Origin of the sequence: Actinomyces sp. ZJ308 (assembly GCF_011752065.1) — a bacterium.
Taxonomy (GTDB): Bacteria; Actinomycetota; Actinomycetes; order Actinomycetales; family Actinomycetaceae; genus Actinomyces.
In genome coordinates this window covers 1-16,909 of record NZ_JAAIJY010000004.1, presented here as the reverse complement: position 1 = coordinate 16,909, position 16,909 = coordinate 1, and the positions used below count along the sequence as shown (strand labels likewise).

Annotated in this window: 14 protein-coding genes and 1 rRNA gene; 14 read left to right on the top strand and 1 reads right to left on the bottom strand. The window is 69.2% G+C overall.

What is annotated here, in order from left to right:
* The first annotated feature begins 1 nt into the window (after position 1).
* From pheT to HCR68_RS02915, 8 genes are all read left to right on the top strand, one after another.
* Entirely contained in the window at positions 2-2,659 is a 2,658-nt protein-coding gene (gene pheT / locus HCR68_RS02950; protein ID WP_167146046.1) for a phenylalanine--tRNA ligase subunit beta, read from the top strand.
* A 130-nt stretch (positions 2,660-2,789) separates the two neighbouring features.
* Entirely contained in the window at positions 2,790-3,299 is a 510-nt protein-coding gene (locus HCR68_RS02945) for a flavodoxin domain-containing protein (RefSeq protein WP_167146044.1), read from the top strand.
* Between the two features lie 88 nt (positions 3,300-3,387).
* A complete protein-coding gene (gene argC, locus HCR68_RS02940; RefSeq protein WP_167146042.1) occupies positions 3,388-4,497 on the top strand; it encodes an N-acetyl-gamma-glutamyl-phosphate reductase in 1,110 nt (369 codons plus the stop codon).
* Entirely contained in the window at positions 4,494-5,690 is a 1,197-nt protein-coding gene (argJ, locus tag HCR68_RS02935) for a bifunctional glutamate N-acetyltransferase/amino-acid acetyltransferase ArgJ (RefSeq protein ID WP_167146040.1), read from the top strand. The genes argC and argJ overlap by 4 nt, the downstream gene beginning before the upstream one ends.
* On the top strand, positions 5,687-6,613 hold the full coding sequence (gene argB, locus HCR68_RS02930) for an acetylglutamate kinase (RefSeq protein ID WP_167146038.1): 927 nt from the start codon (positions 5,687-5,689) through the stop codon (positions 6,611-6,613). Before argJ ends, argB begins: the two co-directional genes overlap by 4 nt.
* Positions 6,610-7,959 carry an acetylornithine transaminase gene (locus HCR68_RS02925; RefSeq protein ID WP_167146036.1) on the top strand — a complete coding sequence of 450 codons (1,350 nt, stop codon included), beginning with the start codon at positions 6,610-6,612 and terminating at the stop codon, positions 7,957-7,959. The genes argB and HCR68_RS02925 overlap by 4 nt, the downstream gene beginning before the upstream one ends.
* The gene (locus HCR68_RS02920; RefSeq protein WP_167146034.1) at positions 7,956-8,543 is read left to right on the top strand and encodes an ArgR family transcriptional regulator; all 588 of its coding nucleotides are present in this window, start codon (positions 7,956-7,958) and stop codon (positions 8,541-8,543) included. The genes HCR68_RS02925 and HCR68_RS02920 overlap by 4 nt, the downstream gene beginning before the upstream one ends.
* 74 nt (positions 8,544-8,617) lie before the next feature.
* On the top strand, positions 8,618-9,841 hold the full coding sequence (locus HCR68_RS02915; protein WP_167146032.1) for an argininosuccinate synthase: 1,224 nt from the start codon (positions 8,618-8,620) through the stop codon (positions 9,839-9,841).
* A gap of 218 nt (positions 9,842-10,059) precedes the next feature.
* Here HCR68_RS02915 and HCR68_RS02910 read toward each other — a convergent pair whose 3' ends face one another.
* Positions 10,060-10,932: a formate/nitrite transporter family protein gene (locus HCR68_RS02910; protein ID WP_167146030.1), complete on the bottom strand. Its 873-nt coding sequence runs from the start codon at positions 10,930-10,932 to the stop codon at positions 10,060-10,062.
* Positions 10,933-11,107: 175 nt separating this feature from the next.
* Here HCR68_RS02910 and argH point away from each other — a divergent pair, with 175 nt between their 5' ends.
* The 6 genes from argH to HCR68_RS02880 all read left to right on the top strand — a co-directional run.
* On the top strand, positions 11,108-12,727 hold the full coding sequence (gene argH / locus HCR68_RS02905; protein WP_167146028.1) for an argininosuccinate lyase: 1,620 nt from the start codon (positions 11,108-11,110) through the stop codon (positions 12,725-12,727).
* Positions 12,728-12,758: 31 nt separating this feature from the next.
* Positions 12,759-13,430 carry a DNA-3-methyladenine glycosylase gene (locus HCR68_RS02900; protein ID WP_167146026.1) on the top strand — a complete coding sequence of 224 codons (672 nt, stop codon included), beginning with the start codon at positions 12,759-12,761 and terminating at the stop codon, positions 13,428-13,430.
* 36 nt (positions 13,431-13,466) lie between these two features.
* Entirely contained in the window at positions 13,467-14,075 is a 609-nt protein-coding gene (locus tag HCR68_RS02895; protein WP_167146301.1) for a class I SAM-dependent methyltransferase, read from the top strand.
* A gap of 14 nt (positions 14,076-14,089) precedes the next feature.
* Positions 14,090-14,791, top strand: a complete 702-nt coding sequence (locus HCR68_RS02890; RefSeq protein ID WP_167146024.1) for a base excision DNA repair protein — start codon at positions 14,090-14,092, stop codon at positions 14,789-14,791.
* Between the two features lie 189 nt (positions 14,792-14,980).
* Entirely contained in the window at positions 14,981-16,243 is a 1,263-nt protein-coding gene (gene tyrS / locus HCR68_RS02885; RefSeq protein WP_167146022.1) for a tyrosine--tRNA ligase, read from the top strand.
* Positions 16,244-16,789: 546 nt separating this feature from the next.
* Positions 16,790-16,909, top strand: a 16S ribosomal RNA gene (locus HCR68_RS02880); the annotation flags it as partial.

Below are 16,909 nucleotides of genomic sequence, written 5' to 3'. Positions count from 1 at the left end.
CATGCCCTACGTCCCCATCGAATGGCTGCGCGAGCACGTCGACGTCCCCGCAGGCCTGAGCGCCGAGCAGCTCGCCGCCGACCTCGTGCGGGTGGGCCTGGAGGAGGAGCGCATCGTCCCCCCGGCCGTCACCGGTCCGCTCGTCGTCGGCAAGGTCCTCACCCGCCAGGCCAAGGAGCAGTCCAACGGCAAGGTGATCAACTACTGCCGCGTCGACGTCGGCCCGGAGCACAACGACGCACCCGGCACCGGCAAGGAGCCCTCGGACCTGCCCAGCCGCGGCATCGTCTGCGGCGCCCACAACTTCGACGTCGGGGACTCGGTCGTGGTCAGCCTGCCCGGCGCCGTCCTGCCCGGTGACTTCCGTATCGCCGCGCGCAAGACCTACGGCCATGTCTCGGACGGCATGATCTGCTCCGCCCGCGAGCTGGGCATCGGAGAGGACCACTCCGGCATCATCGTGCTTGAGCAGTGGCTGGCCGAGCACGGACACGACGGTGAGGAGCCGCCCGCTCCCGGAACCGACGCCATCGGCATTCTCGGTCTGGGGGAGGAGGTCCTGGAGATCAACGTGACCCCGGACCGCGGCTACTGCTTCTCCATGCGAGGCGTGGCCCGCGAGTACTCCCACTCCACCGGCGCCCGCTTCACCGATCCCGCCGACGTCACCGACAGGGGGCTCTACCCCAACGGTCTGGCGCGCTCCGGTGAGGACGGCTTCGACGTTGTCATCCCCGAGGACCCCCGGCCCATCCACGGACGCCCGGGCTGCGACCGCTACGTCGCCCGTCTCGTGCGCGGCATCGACCCGTCGGCCCCGTCCCCGGCCTGGATGCAGGACCGTCTCACCGCCGCCGGCATGCGGCCCATCTCCCTGGCCGTCGACGTCACCAACTACGTCATGCTCGACCTGGGACAGCCGCTGCACGCCTTCGACGCCGGCAAGCTCGCCGCCCCGATCGTCGTGCGCCGCGCCAGGGAGGGGGAGACGCTCACCTTCCTCGACGAGGTCACCCGCACCCTGGATCCCGAGGACCTGGTCATCGCCGACTCCCCGCAGGGGGAGGGGTCGCGAGCACTGGTCCTGGCCGGAGTCTTCGGCGGAGCCCTCAGCGAGGTCGACGCCGACACCCGTGACGTCCTCATCGAGGCGGCCCACTTCGACCCGGTCTCCGTGGCCCGATCCGCCCGCCGCCACAAGCTGCCGACCGAGTCGGCCAAGCGCAACGAGCGCGGCATCGACACCGAGCTGGCCCCCATCGCCGCCCAGCGAGCCGTCGACCTGCTCGTCGAGTACGGCGGCGGAAGCGCCGAGCCCGTGGCCACCGACGTCAACCGCACCAGGGCTCCCGAGCCCATCACCATGCGCTCCGACGCCGCCGAACGCCTCACCGGTGTTGCCTACGGCACCGACCGCGTCACCGAGCTGCTCACCACCATCGGCTGCACCGTGGAGCGCGGCGGCAACGCCGAGGACGGGACCGCGGTCCTGACCGTCACCCCGCCGACATGGCGGCCCGACCTCGTCGGTCCCGCCCACCTGGCCGAGGAGATCGCCCGCCTCGACGGATACGACGCCATCCCGGTCATCGTGCCCACGGCGCCCGCCGGCACGGGGCTGAGCGCCGACCAGAGGGCCCGCCGCGACGTCGTGCGTGCCCTGGCCGACGCCGGACTCACCCAGGTCCTGTCCTACCCCTTCATCGGGGACGTCCACGACCTGCTCGAGATCCCCGAGGCCGACCCGCGCCGCCAGACGGTCCGCCTGGCCAATCCGCTCGCGGAGGACACGCCCTACCTGCGCACCAGCGTCCTGGACTCCCTGGTGGAGGTCGCCCGCCGCAACGTCTCCCGTGGCCTGGCCGACGTCGCCGTCTTCGAGGTCGGCTCGGTCACCCACCCGGCCGGAACCGTCCCCGCACCGATCCCCGGGACCGATCGCCGTCCCACCGACGCGGAGGAGGCCGCCCTGAGGGCAGGTATCCCCGCCCAACCCACCCATATCGGCGCCATCATGTCCGGTGAGCACGAGCGCACCGGGGTGCTCGGGGTGGGACGCCCCTGGGACTGGGCCGACGCCGTCGAGGTGGTCCGTACGGTGGCCTCCGCGCTCGGAGTGGAGATCGTGGTCGCAGCCCCCGCGCAGCCCTACGCCCCCTGGCACCCCGGTCGCACCGCGGTGATCCGCCTGCCCGGTCGGCGCCGGGGCAAGGAGGTCGAGCCCGGAGCGCTCCTCGCTCATGCCGGTGAGCTCCACCCGCGGGTGGTTCGCCAGCTCGGGCTGCCTGAGCGCGCCTGCGCCGTCGAGATCGACCTCGACCCGCTGCTGGAGGCGGCACGCAGCGCCGGAGCGCTCCAGGTCAAGGCTGTCTCCACCTTCCCCGCCGCCAAGGAGGACATCGCACTCGTCGTCGATGAGACGGTCACTGCCGCCGCGGTCGAGGACCTGGTCAGGCAGGCTGCCGGCGACCTGGCCGAGGAGGTGCGTCTCTTCGACGTCTTCCGCGGCGCCCAGCTCGGCGAGGGCAGGAAGTCGCTGGCCGTCTCCCTGGTGCTGCGCGCTCCCGACCGCACACTGACCGCCGAGGAGACCGCCGGTGTGCGCAAGCGCGTGGTCAAGCGAGCCGCCAAGCTCCTGGGGGCCGAGCTGCGCAGCTGAGCCGTGCGACCTCCTCACGACCGCCGACAGTCATGATGTGATGCACATCATGGCTGTCGGCGTCTCTTTGGTACCTTCGTCGGGTATCGGGTCCCAGACAGCGGGTGTGGTCTCCGCAATACTAGGCGCCATGAAGATCCTGCTTACCTCTTCCTCCAAGCACGGGTCCACCGACGAGGTGGCCGCGGTGATCGCCGAGCGTCTCCAGGCGGCCCAGATCGATGTCGAGACCAAGCGCCCCGAGGACGTTGCCAGCGTCGACGGCTACGACGCCTTCATCCTGGGCAGCGCCGTCTACATGACCAAGTGGACGCCGGAGGCCGTCGCCTTCACCGAGCGTTTTCACGACGCCCTCAAGGCCAGTCCTGTGTGGGCCTTCTCCGTGGGACTCTCCGGCCTTCCGAAGGGCAAGGTCGCGGACCCTATGCGCATCGGCCCGGTTCTCCTGGCGCTCGACCCCGAGGACCACATGACCTTCGCCGGTCGCTTCGACCCCTCCCGGCTCAACCTGCGCGAGCGCTCCATCGCCAAGCTCGGGGGAGCCACCGAGGGCGACTACCGCGACTGGGACGAGGTGCGCCAGTGGGCCGATGCCATCGCCACCTCCCTCTATGACGACACGCTCACCGGGCGCAGGTAGTCACTGTCGATAAAGGCGACAGCAGGAGAAAGGTCACAGCGACCCTCGTGTGACTGTATTTCTATACAGGCGGATGTATGGTTGCTGCATGACCTGGACTGTTGCTGTTGCCGGAGCCACCGGATACGCGGGTGGCGAGGTCCTGCGCCTGCTTGCCGCCCATCCCGGGGTGACGATCGGTGCGCTCACTGCGGCCTCGTCGGCCGGCAGTCGCCTCGGTGATCATCACCCCCACCTGCTGTCCCTGGCGGATCGGGTCGTCCAATCGACCGAGGCCGAGGTGCTCGCCGAGCACGACGTCGTCGTCCTGGCCCTGCCCCACGGGGCCTCCGGAGCCATCACCGCCGCGCTCGAGCAGCTCGGGGACGGCAGCGGTGTCACACCTCTTGTCATCGACTGCGGGGCGGACCATCGCCTGACCAGCCGGAAGGCATGGGAGGCCTTCTACGGCTCCGGCTACGCCGGCGCCTGGACCTACGGCATGCCCGAGCTCCTGCACGACGGCGAGGACCACGCCCGGGCCCAGCGCGCCGAGCTCACCACCACCAGACGCATCGCGGTCCCCGGCTGCAACGTCACCGCCGTGACCCTGGCCCTCCAGCCCGGCATCGCCGCCGGACTTATCGACCCCTCCCGACTGACCGCGGTCCTGGCCGTCGGGTACTCCGGTGCGGGCAAGGCTCTCAAGCCCCATCTCACCGCCGCCGAGGCGCTGGGATCCGCCCAGCCCTACGCCGTCGGCGGCACCCACCGGCACATTCCGGAGATCATCCAGAACCTCGAGGTGGCAGGCGCCGCCGCCGGCTCGACGCACCTGTCCTTCACCCCGGTCCTGGTCCCCATGAGCCGTGGCATCCTCGCCACCGTCACCGCCCCCATGACTCGGGCCCTGCGTGAGGCGCTCGACCCGGATGCCACCCTGCGAGCGGCATGGGAGACCGCCTACGGGGCGCTCGGCAGCGGCGAGAGCCTCATCCACCTCCTACCCGAAGGCACCTGGCCCACCACGGGCACCGTCCTGGGCACCGGCATGGCCACCGTCCAGGTCGCCATCGATCGCGGCGCGGACGCCGTGGTGGCCATGTGCGCCATCGACAACCTCGGCAAGGGCACCGCCAGTGCCGCCCTCCAGTCCCTCAACCTGGCCCTCGGTCTGGAGGAGACCACCGCCATCACCACCCAAGGAGTCGCACCGTGAGCGTGACCGCAGCCCGGGGCTTCCGTGCCGCCGGCGTACGCGCCGGCCTCAAGGCCTCCGGCAAGCCCGACCTCGCCCTCGTCGTCAACGACGGCCCGCTCGATACCGCCGCAGGAGTCTTCACCACCAACCGTGTCGTCGCCGCGCCCGTCGTGTGGTCGCGCCGGCTCCTGGCCGGTGGGGACGGGAACGAACCGGGCCGTGCCCGCGCCGTGGTCCTCAACTCCGGAAGCGCCAACGCCTGCACCGGAGCCCAGGGGCTGCGCGACACCGAGGCCACCGCGGCCTGCACCGCCGGGCTGCTGGGAACCGAGCCGAGCCAGGTCCTGGTCTGCTCCACCGGCGTCATCGGAGAGCGCATCGACATGCCCGTCCTCCTGGAGGGCATCGACGTCGCCGCCCTCGCCCTGGCCGACACGCCCCGTGCCGGCTCAGAGGCGGCCACCGCCATCATGACCACCGACACCGTCTCCAAGGAGGACGCCCTGAGCATTGGCGCCGATCCGGAGAGCTGGACCGTCGGCGGCATGATCAAGGGTGTGGGCATGCTGGCACCGGGCCTGGCCACGATGCTCGCCGTCATCACCACCGACGCCGTCCTCACCCCCGAGGCAGCCCAGGACGCCCTGATGTCAGTCACTGCCCGCACCGTCAACCGGATCAACTCCGATGGCTGCATGTCCACCAACGACACCGTCCTCCTGCTGGCCTCCGGCGCCTCCGGGATCACGCCCTCGCCGGCCGAGCTCGAGGAGGCGCTGACCGAGGTCATGAGCCGGCTCGGCCGGCGTCTCGTGGCCGACGCCGAGGGCGCCACGCACGACATCGCCATCACGGTCAGCGGAGCCGTCAGCGAGACGGCCGCCGAGGCGGCGGCCCGCACGGTGAGCTCCTCCAACCTCCTCAAGTGCGCCGTTGCCGGGGCCGACCCCAACTGGGGGCGCGTCCTGTCCCAGCTCGGGACTGTGCCCGAGGACATCTGCCCCTTCAACCCCGACGAGGTCGACGTCACCATCAACGGGGTGACGATTTTCCGTCACGGCGCGCCCGACCAGGACCGGGACACGGTGGACATGAGCCCGCGCGAGACCCGTATCGACATCGCCCTGTCGGCGGGGCAGGCCGAGGCCACCGTGTGGACCAACGACCTCACCCACGGATACGTCACCATCAACGCGGACTACACGACATGAACCGGACACCTCTCGACCCGCAGATCAAGGCATCCGTCCTGCTGGAGGCCGTGCCGTGGCTGCGCACCTACAAGGGCGCCACCATGGTCATCAAGTACGGCGGCAACGCCATGGTGAACGACGACCTCAAGCGCGCCTTCGCCCAGGACATCCTCTTCCTCCACCAGGTCGGGGTGCGACCCGTCGTCGTCCACGGCGGCGGCCCCCAGATCAACGCCATGCTCAAGCGACTGGGCATCGCCTCGGAGTTCCGCGGCGGCCTGCGCGTGACCACCCCCGAGGTCATGGATGTGGTCCGCATGGTCCTCACCGGCTCGGTGCAGCGCGAGCTCGTCTCCCTGCTCAACACCGACGGCTCCGCCGCGGTCGGCATCAGCGGCGAGGACGGCGGACTCCTACGGGCACGTCAGCGCCTGGCCACGGTGGACGGCGAGACCGTCGACGTGGGCCTGGTCGGCGACGTCGTCGACGTCAGCCCGCAGCCCATCATCGACTTGCTCGACCAGGGCCGCATCCCCGTCATCTCCTCTGTCGCCCCGCTGATGACGGACTCCGAGACCGTCCTCAACGTCAACGCCGACACGGCCGCCGCCGCGATCGCCGTGGCGCTCCAGGCGCGCACGCTGCTCATGCTCACCGACGTCGAGGGGCTCTACTCCGCCTGGCCCGACCGCAGCTCGCTGGTGCCCTTCATCAGTGCGGCCGCGCTCGAGGAGCTCCTGCCCTCGCTCGAGTCCGGAATGATCCCCAAGATGGAGGCCTGCCTGCGGGCCGTCTACGGAGGAGTCGGGCAGGCCCACGTCGTCGACGGGCGACAGGCCCACAGCATGCTCCTGGAGATCGTCACCGACCAGGGCGTCGGCACCGTCATCCACCCCGGGGACGCCCCGATACCGCCACTGAACGGAGGCAAGAGCCTATGACCATCTCTTCAGGCCCGTCAGGATCGTCCTCAGCACTGCCGGATCCCGATGCGGAGGGCGCCGGTCAGGGGACCGTCGGCTCGGCCAGTGCCGGAAGTGCTGACAATACTGACAGTGCCGGTAACGCCGGTAATGCCGGCTGGCTGGAGCGTTACACCGACGCCGTCATGAACACCTTCGGCACCCCCGGGCGGGCGCTGGTCCGCGGTCAGGGCGCCCGCGTCTGGGACGCCGACGGCAAGGAGTACACCGACCTGCTGGCCGGAATCGCCGTCAACTGCCTGGGTCACGCCCACCCGGCGATCGTGCGGGCCGTCACCGGCCAGCTCGGCACCCTCGGCCACGTCTCGAACTTCTTCACCACCCCCGCCCAGGTCCGCCTCGCCGAGGAGCTCGTCTCCCTGACCTTCCCAGGCCAGAGCGCACGCGACTCCCGGGTCTTCCTGGCCAACTCCGGGACCGAGGCCAACGAGGCCGCCTTCAAGATCGCCCGCCGGCACGGGGGCCCCGGCCGCCCCCGGGTCCTGGCACTCCAGGATGCCTTCCACGGGCGGACCATGGGCGCCCTGGCCCTGACCCACAAGGCCGCATACCGGGAGCCCTTCGAACCGCTTCCCGGCGGGGTCGAGTTCATCCCGGCCGGCGACACCGACGCCCTGCGCAGCGCCCTGGGGCCGGACGTCGCGGCACTCATCGTCGAGCCGATCCAGGGCGAGGCCGGGGTCCGTGAGCTGCCCGCCGGGTACCTGGAGGCCGCCCGTGAGCTGACCAGGCAGGCCGGCGCCCTGCTCATCATCGACGAGGTCCAGTCCGGCATGGGGCGCTCCGGCGCCTGGATGGCCCACCACCTGCTGGCCCCCGGCGTCGTACCCGACGTCGTCACCCTCGCCAAGGGCCTGGGCGGCGGCATCCCCATCGGTGCAGCCGTCGCCACCGGTCAGGCCGCGTCGCTCCTCGGACCCGGTCAGCACGGCACCACCTTCGGCGGCAACCCGGTGGCCTGTGCGGCCGCACTCGCCGTCATCGAGACCATCCGCGGCCAGGACCTGCTCAGCCGGGTCGATCGACTCGGCTCCGCCTGGGCCCGGGACCTGGCGGCAGTCGACGGCGTCGAGCAGGTACGCGGTCGAGGCCTGCTGATCGGCGTCGGACTGGTCGAGGGCCTGCCGCCCGCAGGCGAGATCGCGACCGCTCTGGCGCAGCGCGGCTTCATCGTCAACGCACCGCGCCCCGACACGATCCGCCTGGCGCCGCCCTTCATCCTGTCCGACGACGACGCCCGAGCCTTCACCACCACGTTGTCCGAGGTTCTGTCTGGGGCGCGGTCTGAGAGAGCAGGCTCATGAGCGCCACCGTCGAGGACTCCCAGCGGGACCTGGCGGCAGCGGCCCCACTGGCACCCGGGACCAAGACCGCCAGGCACGCCAGCATCATCCAGATCCTCTCCCGGGAACGCATCCGCTCCCAGGCCCAGCTGCGCAAGGCCCTGGCCCAGCGCGGCATCAGCACCACCCAGGCAACGCTCTCGCGGGACCTAGTGGAGCTGCGGGCCACGAAGATCCGCGCCCCGGGCGGAGAGCTCATCTACTCGATGCCCGAGGCCGGGGCACCCGGCCAGGTCCACGCCGGTGCCCTCACCGGGGCGGAGGAGACCGACGACTCCCTGCCCGGCCACACGACCCCCCGCCTGGCCCGGTGGTGCGCCGAGCTGCTCGTCACCGCCGAGTGGGCCGGCTCCCAGGTGGTCCTGCGAACCCCGGCCGGCGCCGCCCAGCTGCTCGCCGGCGCCGTCGACGACGCGATGATGCCCGGGGTCCTGGGCTGCATCGCCGGGGATGACACAGTCCTGGTCATCACCCGCAGCGCCCGGGTCGCCGCCGATGTGGCCGGGCACCTGCTCGCCCTGGCCGACCCCTCGGCCAGAGCCTGACCTCTCCCCACAGCCCTTGCAGTCACCTCACCACTGGTTCGCCAGTGTCACCACGAAGAGAAGAGAGAGATCCCATGAGCACCCACAAGGACCGTGTCGTCCTGGCCTACTCCGGAGGCCTGGACACGTCTGTCGCCATCGGCTGGATCGGTGAGGCCACCGGCCGAGAGGTCGTCGCCGTGGCCGTCGACGTCGGCCAGGGCGGCGAGGACCTTGAGGTGATCCGACAGCGAGCCCTCGACTGCGGCGCCGTCGAGGCCTACGTGGCCGACGCCCGCGACGAGTTCGCCAACGACTACTGCATGCCCGCTCTCAAGGCCAACGCCCTCTACGAGGGGACCTACCCGCTGGTCTCGGCGCTCTCGCGGCCCGTCATCGCCCGTCATCTGGTCAAGGCCGCCCGCGAGTTCGGCGCCCGCACGGTGGCGCACGGCTGCACCGGCAAGGGCAACGACCAGGTCCGCTTCGAGGTCTCCATCACCTCCATGGCCCCGGACATGGACTGCATCTCGCCGGTGCGCGACCTGGCACTGACCCGAGACGTCGCCATCGACTACGCCGAGAAGCACAACCTGCCGATCGAGACCACCAAGCACAACCCGTTCTCCATCGACCAGAACGTGTGGGGACGCGCCATCGAGACCGGTTTCCTGGAGGACCTGTGGAACGCCCCCACCAAGGACGTCTACGTCTACACCGATGACCCCACCTACCCGCCCCTGCCCGACGAGGTGACCCTCACCTTCAAGGAGGGCATCCCGGTGGCCATCGACGGGCGGGCCGTCACCCCGCTGGAGGCCATCCAGGAGCTCAACCGCAGGGCCGGTGCCCAGGGCGTGGGGCGCATCGACATGGTTGAGGACCGCCTCGTGGGCATCAAGTCCCGCGAGATCTACGAGGCCCCCGGGGCCGTGGCCCTCATCGAGGCGCACCAGGCGCTCGAGGCAGTCACCCTGGAGCGCATGCAACGCCGCTACAAGCGGAGCATGGAGCAGACCTGGGCCGAGCTCGTCTACGAGGCCCAGTGGTACTCCCCGCTCAAGCGCTCCATGGACGCCTTCATCGAGGACACCCAGCGCTACGTCAACGGCGACATCCGCATGGTCCTGCACGGCGGCCGAGCGACCGTCACCGGGCGCCGCTCCGAGACCGGCCTGTACGACTTCAACCTGGCCACCTACGAGAGCGGGGACACCTTCGACCAGTCCTCCTCACGAGGATTCATCGAGATCTACGGGATGCAGTCCAAGCTCGCCGCCGCCCGAGACGTGCGCGCCGGCAACGGCCAGGGATTCTGACCGGGACTCAGACCGGGACTCAGCCGGGGACTGCCGCCCGTCACCGGTACTGCGGGCGCCCCCGGTCCCAGGGCGCCGGAACATGACGAACCGGTTGTCTCCGCGGGCAGGAGCGGAGGCAACCGGTTCGGTCGTGTCGGGCCGGGTGGGCCACGGGGACTGGCCGGCTGACGGCCGAGCGGTGCTGGTCGTGGTCTACCTGGTGGGGTCTCCTGGGCCTACTCGGCCGCCTGAACCTCGTCCTTCTGAGGCTGGCGGCGCAGCCACCGGGAGTCGTCGTTGGCATAGGCGTAGTAGCCGCCGATGAGCAGCCCACCACCCACGAAGTTGCCCAGCAGGGCCACGGCCACGTTGCCCAGCGCCGGCAGGACGTCGATCCCGTGCGTCAGGCCGATGACGGTGAACAGGACCGTGTTGGCCACTGAGTGCTCGAAGCCGAGGAAGGCGAAGACGAACACGGCGATGATCATCGAGAAGATCTTGGACCAGTCCTCACGGATGAAGCCGTTGTAGATGAGAAGCATCGCCAGGTTGATCATGAAGTTGCACAGGATCGCCCGTACGAAGAGGTCGGCGACCCCCGAGGCCGTCGACAGGTAGCCCAGCTTGGCCTCCACCGAGTGCAGGGCCTGTTCGCCGGTGGGGCCGTCCACGAGCGTGGAGAAGCGGTACATGACGGCGAAGACGAGCCCGCCCAGGAAGTTGCCGGCCAGGCACATGAACAGCACTCTCAGGGTTCTCCACGCCGAGATGCGCCTGTAGTAGTAGCCGATGACCACCACCATCATGTTGCTGGTGAGAAGCTCGGACTTCGTGTAGTAGATGAAGACCAGGGCCGGCCCGAAGGCCAGAGCCCCGAGGAGCTTCCCGACCCCCGCCAAGGAGGTGTCCCCGACATGAAGGCCGGCGAAGATACCGACGATGGCGTAGTTCACGATGTAGAAGACCGCCACGATCATGCCGGCCATCGCCGCGCGCATGAGGTAGCGGTGGGCGAGGGCCCAGGTCATCCTGGTCTTGGTCTCCAGCGCCTCGAGCACGGTGGAGATGAATTGCTTGCCTGGGAAAAGAGCGTCTTGTTCGGCGGGCATGGTTCATCATGGCATGACAGGCGAGTAACCGGGCAGGCCCTTCTTCCTTCCCGTCGGTCGGTGCCGCCCGATCCGCTCCCGCTCCTGTGCATTCCTCAGGAAGGGTGGCTCTCTTTTGCCGCCGATCCACGACAGATCCCCTCCGCACCGATCGCTGAGGCGCTCCTGAAGACAGATGGGTCATGATGGGGTCATGAGCCAGTCCTCCACCCAGCCCACCAGAGATCTCGAGACGTCGTCCTGCGCCCAGTCCAACCCTTCTGATGCACGGCAGAGCCCGGGCCCCGCGGGCGTCAGCCTGTGGGGCGGACGCTTCTCCGGAGGACCCGCCGACGCGCTGGCCGCCCTGTCGGTGAGCACCCACTTCGACTGGCGCCTGGCCCGCTACGACATCGCCGGATCCCGCGCCCACGCCCGGGCCCTGGCGCTGGCCGGTCTGCTGGACGAGGGCCAGCTGAGCGGCATGCTGGACGCCCTGGACCGCCTTGAGGCCGACGTCGTCGCCGGCATCTTCGTCGCAGACGTCACCGATGAGGACGTCCACACCGCCCTGGAGCGCGGTCTCATCGAGCGCGCCGGTGACGACCTGGGCGGACGTCTGCGCGCCGGACGCAGCCGCAACGACCAGATCGCCACCCTTATCCGCATGTATCTGCGCGATCAGGCGCGCCACGTGGCCGGGCTCGTCCTCGACGTCGTCGATGCCCTTATCGACCAGGCGGCCGGCGCCTCCGACGCCATCATGCCCGGACGCACCCACATGCAGCACGCCCAGCCGGTGCTGGTCGCCCACCAGCTGCTCGCCCACGCCTGGCCTCTCATGCGCGACGTCGAGCGCCTCGAGGACTGGGACGCCCGCGCCGCCGTGAGCCCCTACGGCTCCGGCGCGCTGGCCGGCAACACGCTCGGCATGGACCCCGACGCCGTGGCCGCCGACCTCGGTTTCGAGGCCGCCGTGGAGAACTCCATCGACGGCACCGCCGCCCGCGACGTCGTCGCCGAGCTGAGCTTCGTCCTGACGATGGTGGCCGTGGACGTCTCGCGCCTGAGCGAGGAGATCATCATCTGGAACACCAAGGAGTTCGACTTCGTCACCCTGGATGACTCCTACTCCACGGGATCATCCATCATGCCGCAGAAGAAGAACCCGGACGTCGCCGAGCTCGCCCGCGGCAAGGCCGGGCGCCTCATCGGCGACCTGACCGGGCTGCTCGCCACCCTCAAGGCCCTGCCCCTGGCCTACAACCGCGACCTGCAGGAGGACAAGGAGCCCGTCTTCGACGCCGTCGACACCCTGGCCATCCTCCTGCCTGCTGTCAGCGGCATGGTGGCCACCATGACCCTCCACTACGAGCGCATGGCGACCCTGGCCCCCCAGGGATTCTCCCTGGCCACCGACGTGGCCGAGTGGCTGGTCAAGAACGGGGTGCCCTTCCGCCAGGCCCACGAGATCTCCGGCGCCTGCGTGCGCGAGTGCGAGAGCCGCGGCATCGAGCTGTGGGACCTGTCCGACGACGACTTCGCCGCCATTGATGAGCGACTCACCCCGGGGGTCAGGGAGGTCCTTTCCGCCGAGGGATCGGTGGCCGCTCGCACCGGACACGGCGGTACCGCGCCGGTGCGCGTCGTCGAGCAGCTCGCTCGGGCCATTGCCCGCAGTGCGGAGCTGCGGGTCTTCGCCTGGGAGGGCTCCCTGCTGGACGGGCCCTCCGGTCCCCAGTGGCCCGAGCCGAGTGGGGCCGACGACGAGGAGGACGAGGGCGTTGATGCGAACGTCGAGAATGAGCAGGCCTGAGCTGGACTGAACCCGGCCGTCAGGATGATTCATGGCCGATCAAGCGACGGATCTGAGCCCCGAGGCCGCCTCGCTCCTGGGACGCGACAGCCTGGAGGCGGCTCCGGCACTGCTGGGCGCCGTCATCGCCGTCGCCGGCCCGCAGGGGCGCGTCGCGATCCGCTTGACCGAGGTGGAGGCCTATCGGGGTGAGGAGGATCCCGGCTCCCACGCCTACCGTGGGCGCACGGCCCGCAACGCCTCCATGTTCGAGGCGGGTGGGTGCGTCTACGTCTACTTCACCTACGGCATGCACCATTGCCTCAATATCGTCACCGGACCGGCGGGGGTATCGCGAGCGGTGCTCCTGCGCGGGGGAGAGGTGGTGGAGGGCACGGAGCTCGCCCGGCTTCGTCGCCCCGCCGCGCGGGTCGACAGGGACCTGGCCCGGGGGCCGGCACGGCTGTGCTCGGCGCTCGGGCTGGACCGGTCCGACGACGGTGCGCCGGTAGGCGGACCGGGATCACGTATCAGCCTGACTCTTCCGGAGCCGTGGCAGGCGCCGGGTACTGAGCGCATTCGACGTGGGCCACGTACCGGGGTCGCCGGCCCCGGAGGAGACGGAACCGCCTTCCCCTGGCGCTTCTGGCTCGAGGGGGAACCCACTGTCTCGGTCTACAGGCCCGCTGCGGCCGGACGAGGCAGCCGACGGGCAAGCGAGTAGATCGACATGACCGGCCTGAGCCATGCGGTCGAGACCATGACCGAGGAGTACTGGAACCACAACGTCGCCTTTCACCGGCGCATCGTGCGGGACGCTGGACTGCGCGGCGGGCGTGCACTCGATGTCGGATGTGGGGACGGGCTCCTGCTCGCGCGCCTGGCAACGGTGTGCCGCTGCGTCGTCGGAATCGATCCTGACGAGCAGGCCGTTGTGCGAGCGTGTCGCCGTCTGGACCAGATCCCGCAGATCGAGGTCCGCCTCGACGACGTCATGGACCCGGACCTGCCCGAGCGCGTCGGAACCTTCGAGACCGTCAGCTGCGTGGCCACGCTTCACCACCTGCCGCTGAAACCGGCTCTGAGGAGGCTCGGAGAGCTGGTGGCTCCCGGTGGGCGGCTCATCGTCGTCGGCCTGGCCGCTAACAAGAGCCCATGGGACTGGACGCTGTCCGCGCTCGCCGTCCTCCCGCTGCGTGTCATTGGAGCCCTGTACGGGGAGATGCGTGACATCGGAGTCGCCACGGCCACTCCGCGAGAGTCGTTCGGCGAGATCCGCGATACGGCATCCCGGATGCTTCCCGGAGCCAGGATCCGACGGCGCTTCTACTACCGCTACACCCTCATATGGGACCGCCCCGCCGCCTGATCCACCAAGGACTCATGAACGCCTCTCCTCCGCTTCCCGGACAGATCTCCTCAGACACACCGATCCCTGTACGCACTCTGTACGAGCTGCTGCGCGCCGAGCTCGGTGAGGTCAAGCCATGGCCGGCGAGCTCGGAGCTCGAGTACGTCTGCGGGGCCGTCCTCGTCCAGAACACCGCATGGGGTAACGTCCAGCGCTCCCTGGAGGCGTTGCGTCAGGCCACCGCCTTCGAGACCGACCGGCTGCTCGCGCTGGACGAGGCCGGCCTCATCGACCTGATCCGCCCCAGCGGATTCATGAAGGCCAAGGCCCGCGCGCTGCGTGCCTACGCGACCTGGTCATGCGCAGCGGAGGGAGCAACCGCATCCGCTCTCGATGACGAAGCCCTGCGCTCAGCGCTTCTTGGGCTTCCCGGTTTCGGTCCCGAGACGGCCGACGTCGTCGCCCTCATGGCGTACGACCGGCCCCGGTTCATCTTCGATGCCTACGCCAGACGCCTGCTGCGCCAGGCGGGCTATGCAGTGGGTCGAGGATATGAGGCGGCCCGGCGTGCTCATGAGCCGGCGGTTGCCCGCAGCGGGCTCAATGTCTCTCAGCTCAAGGACTTCCACGGGCTCATCATTGCGGCCGGTCAACGCGCGCGGGCAGCAGGCGGTTGGGAGACCTACGGCCCCACGATCGGCGTGGGGGTCGCGGCGGGGCTCGCAGCGCGGTGACACCGGTCGGGCACCGGCGACAACGGGGATGCTCCCGTAGAGGAGGTGCTTCGCCGTCTTACGCGTATCGTGGAAGCCGAGCCGGGACGTGGCAGACTATCGGCGCCGGAGGCAACAGCCGGCCCCGAGCGCGACGCGCCGGGACGACGCGTGCGTAGTGCACGACGATCCACGGAAGGCGACTGGACAGTGACGGACATCCTGGACGAACTGCAGTGGCGCGGGCTCATCGCCCAGCACACCGACATCGAGGCGCTGCGTGCGGCGTTGACTGACGGAACCGTCACCTTCTATTGCGGGTTCGACCCGACAGCACCCAGCCTTCACCACGGCCACCTCGTGGCCGTCAAGGTCATGCGTCACCTGCAGCTCGCCGGGCACCACCCGCTCGCGCTGGTGGGCGGGGCGACCGGGCTCATCGGTGATCCTCGGGCCAAGGGGGAGCGCAGTCTCAACACGAAGGACGTCGTCGCCGGCTGGGCGGCCGGCCTGCAGGAGCAGCTTGAGAACCTTCTCGACTTCGGCGGGGACAACCCGGCTCGTATCGTCAACAACCTGGACTGGACCCAGGCGATGAGCGCCATCGACTTCCTGCGGGACCTCGGTAAGCACTTCCGCATGGGCACGATGCTCTCCAAGGACATCGTCGCGCGCCGCCTGGCCAGCGATGAGGGCATCTCCTACACCGAGTTCAGCTACCAGGTCCTCCAGGCCAACGACTACCTTGAGCTCTACCGGCGCTATGGCTGCACCCTGGAGGTCGGCGGCAACGACCAGTGGGGCAATCTCGTAGGCGGGATGGACCTCATTCACAAGGTCGAGGGCGCCTCGGTCCACGTCATGACCAACCCGCTCATCACCAAGGCCGACGGAACCAAGTTCGGCAAGTCCGAGGGCGGGGCCATCTGGCTCAACCCGGAGATGCTCAGTCCCTACGCCTTCTACCAGTTCTGGCTGCAGGTCGACGACGCCGACGTGGTGCGCTTCCTCAAGGTCTTCACCTTCCTGGAGCGTGAGGAGATCGAGCGCCTCGAGATGGCGACCGCTGAGAACCCGAAGGCGCGCGAGGCGCAGCGGGTGCTGGCTCACGAGGTCACGACCTGGGTCCACGGATCCGAGGCCACGGCCCAGGCGGAGGCCGCGACCTCCGCACTGTGGGGACGTGGAGACCTCACCGATGTCGATGAGGCGACGATCCTGGCCGCCACGGCCGACCTCGCCTCCGGTGATGTAACGGTCGGAGAGACCACCATCGTCGACCTGCTCGTCAGCACGGGACTGGAGCGAGGGCGCAACGCCGCCCGCAAGACCATCGCCGGTGGCGGGGCCTACCTCAACAACGTCAAGGTGGAGGACGAGGCCACGGTTATCGGTCCTGAGCACCTGCTCGCCGGGGGAGTGGTCCTGGTGCGTAAAGGACGACGGAACCTCGCTGCTGGGCGCTCGGCCTAGGTCCATCTCTGGAAACATCGGTCGCCCACCAACGTAGTAGCGCGGTGACGGTGCCTTGTGTGCACCGTCACCGCGCTACGGTTTGACGGGCTGGTGGCCGGTGCGTAATGTTCTCTCCGGCCCGAAACGGGGAGGATGATTCCTCAGACCGACCGGGACCTGAGAACTGAAGAGAGCCGAATGAGAGACGAGGGTCACTGACCGATCGTTTGACTCAGGAAAAGCGGCTCGCTAAAGTTTCCCAGGCGCTTCTGAGAAGGAGACGAAAGGCAGCAGTCTTTCGAAGAATTTTCAGTGGGTGTGTTGTTTGAGAACTCGATAGTGTGTCATGTTTTTTATGCCATGGGTCCTGGGGGCTGTGCGCATGTTTGCTGGGTTGTCTGCTTTTGTTTGGTGGGTGGTTTGGTTTGGTGTGTGTGGTTTCTGGGGCTTGTTTTGTTTTGGTTTGCCTGGCTCTGATTTGTTTTGGGGTTGGGTGGGGCCATGTGGTCTGGTTTTCTGGACTGTGTACTGATGGGGGCCTGTTTTTTGGTTTCCTTTTGGTTTTGTTTGGAGAGTTTGATCCTGGCTCAGGACGAACGCTGGCGGCGTGCTTAACACATGCAAGTCGAACGGTGAAGGAGCCAGCTTGCTGGTTCTGGATGAGTGGCGAACGGGTGAGTAACA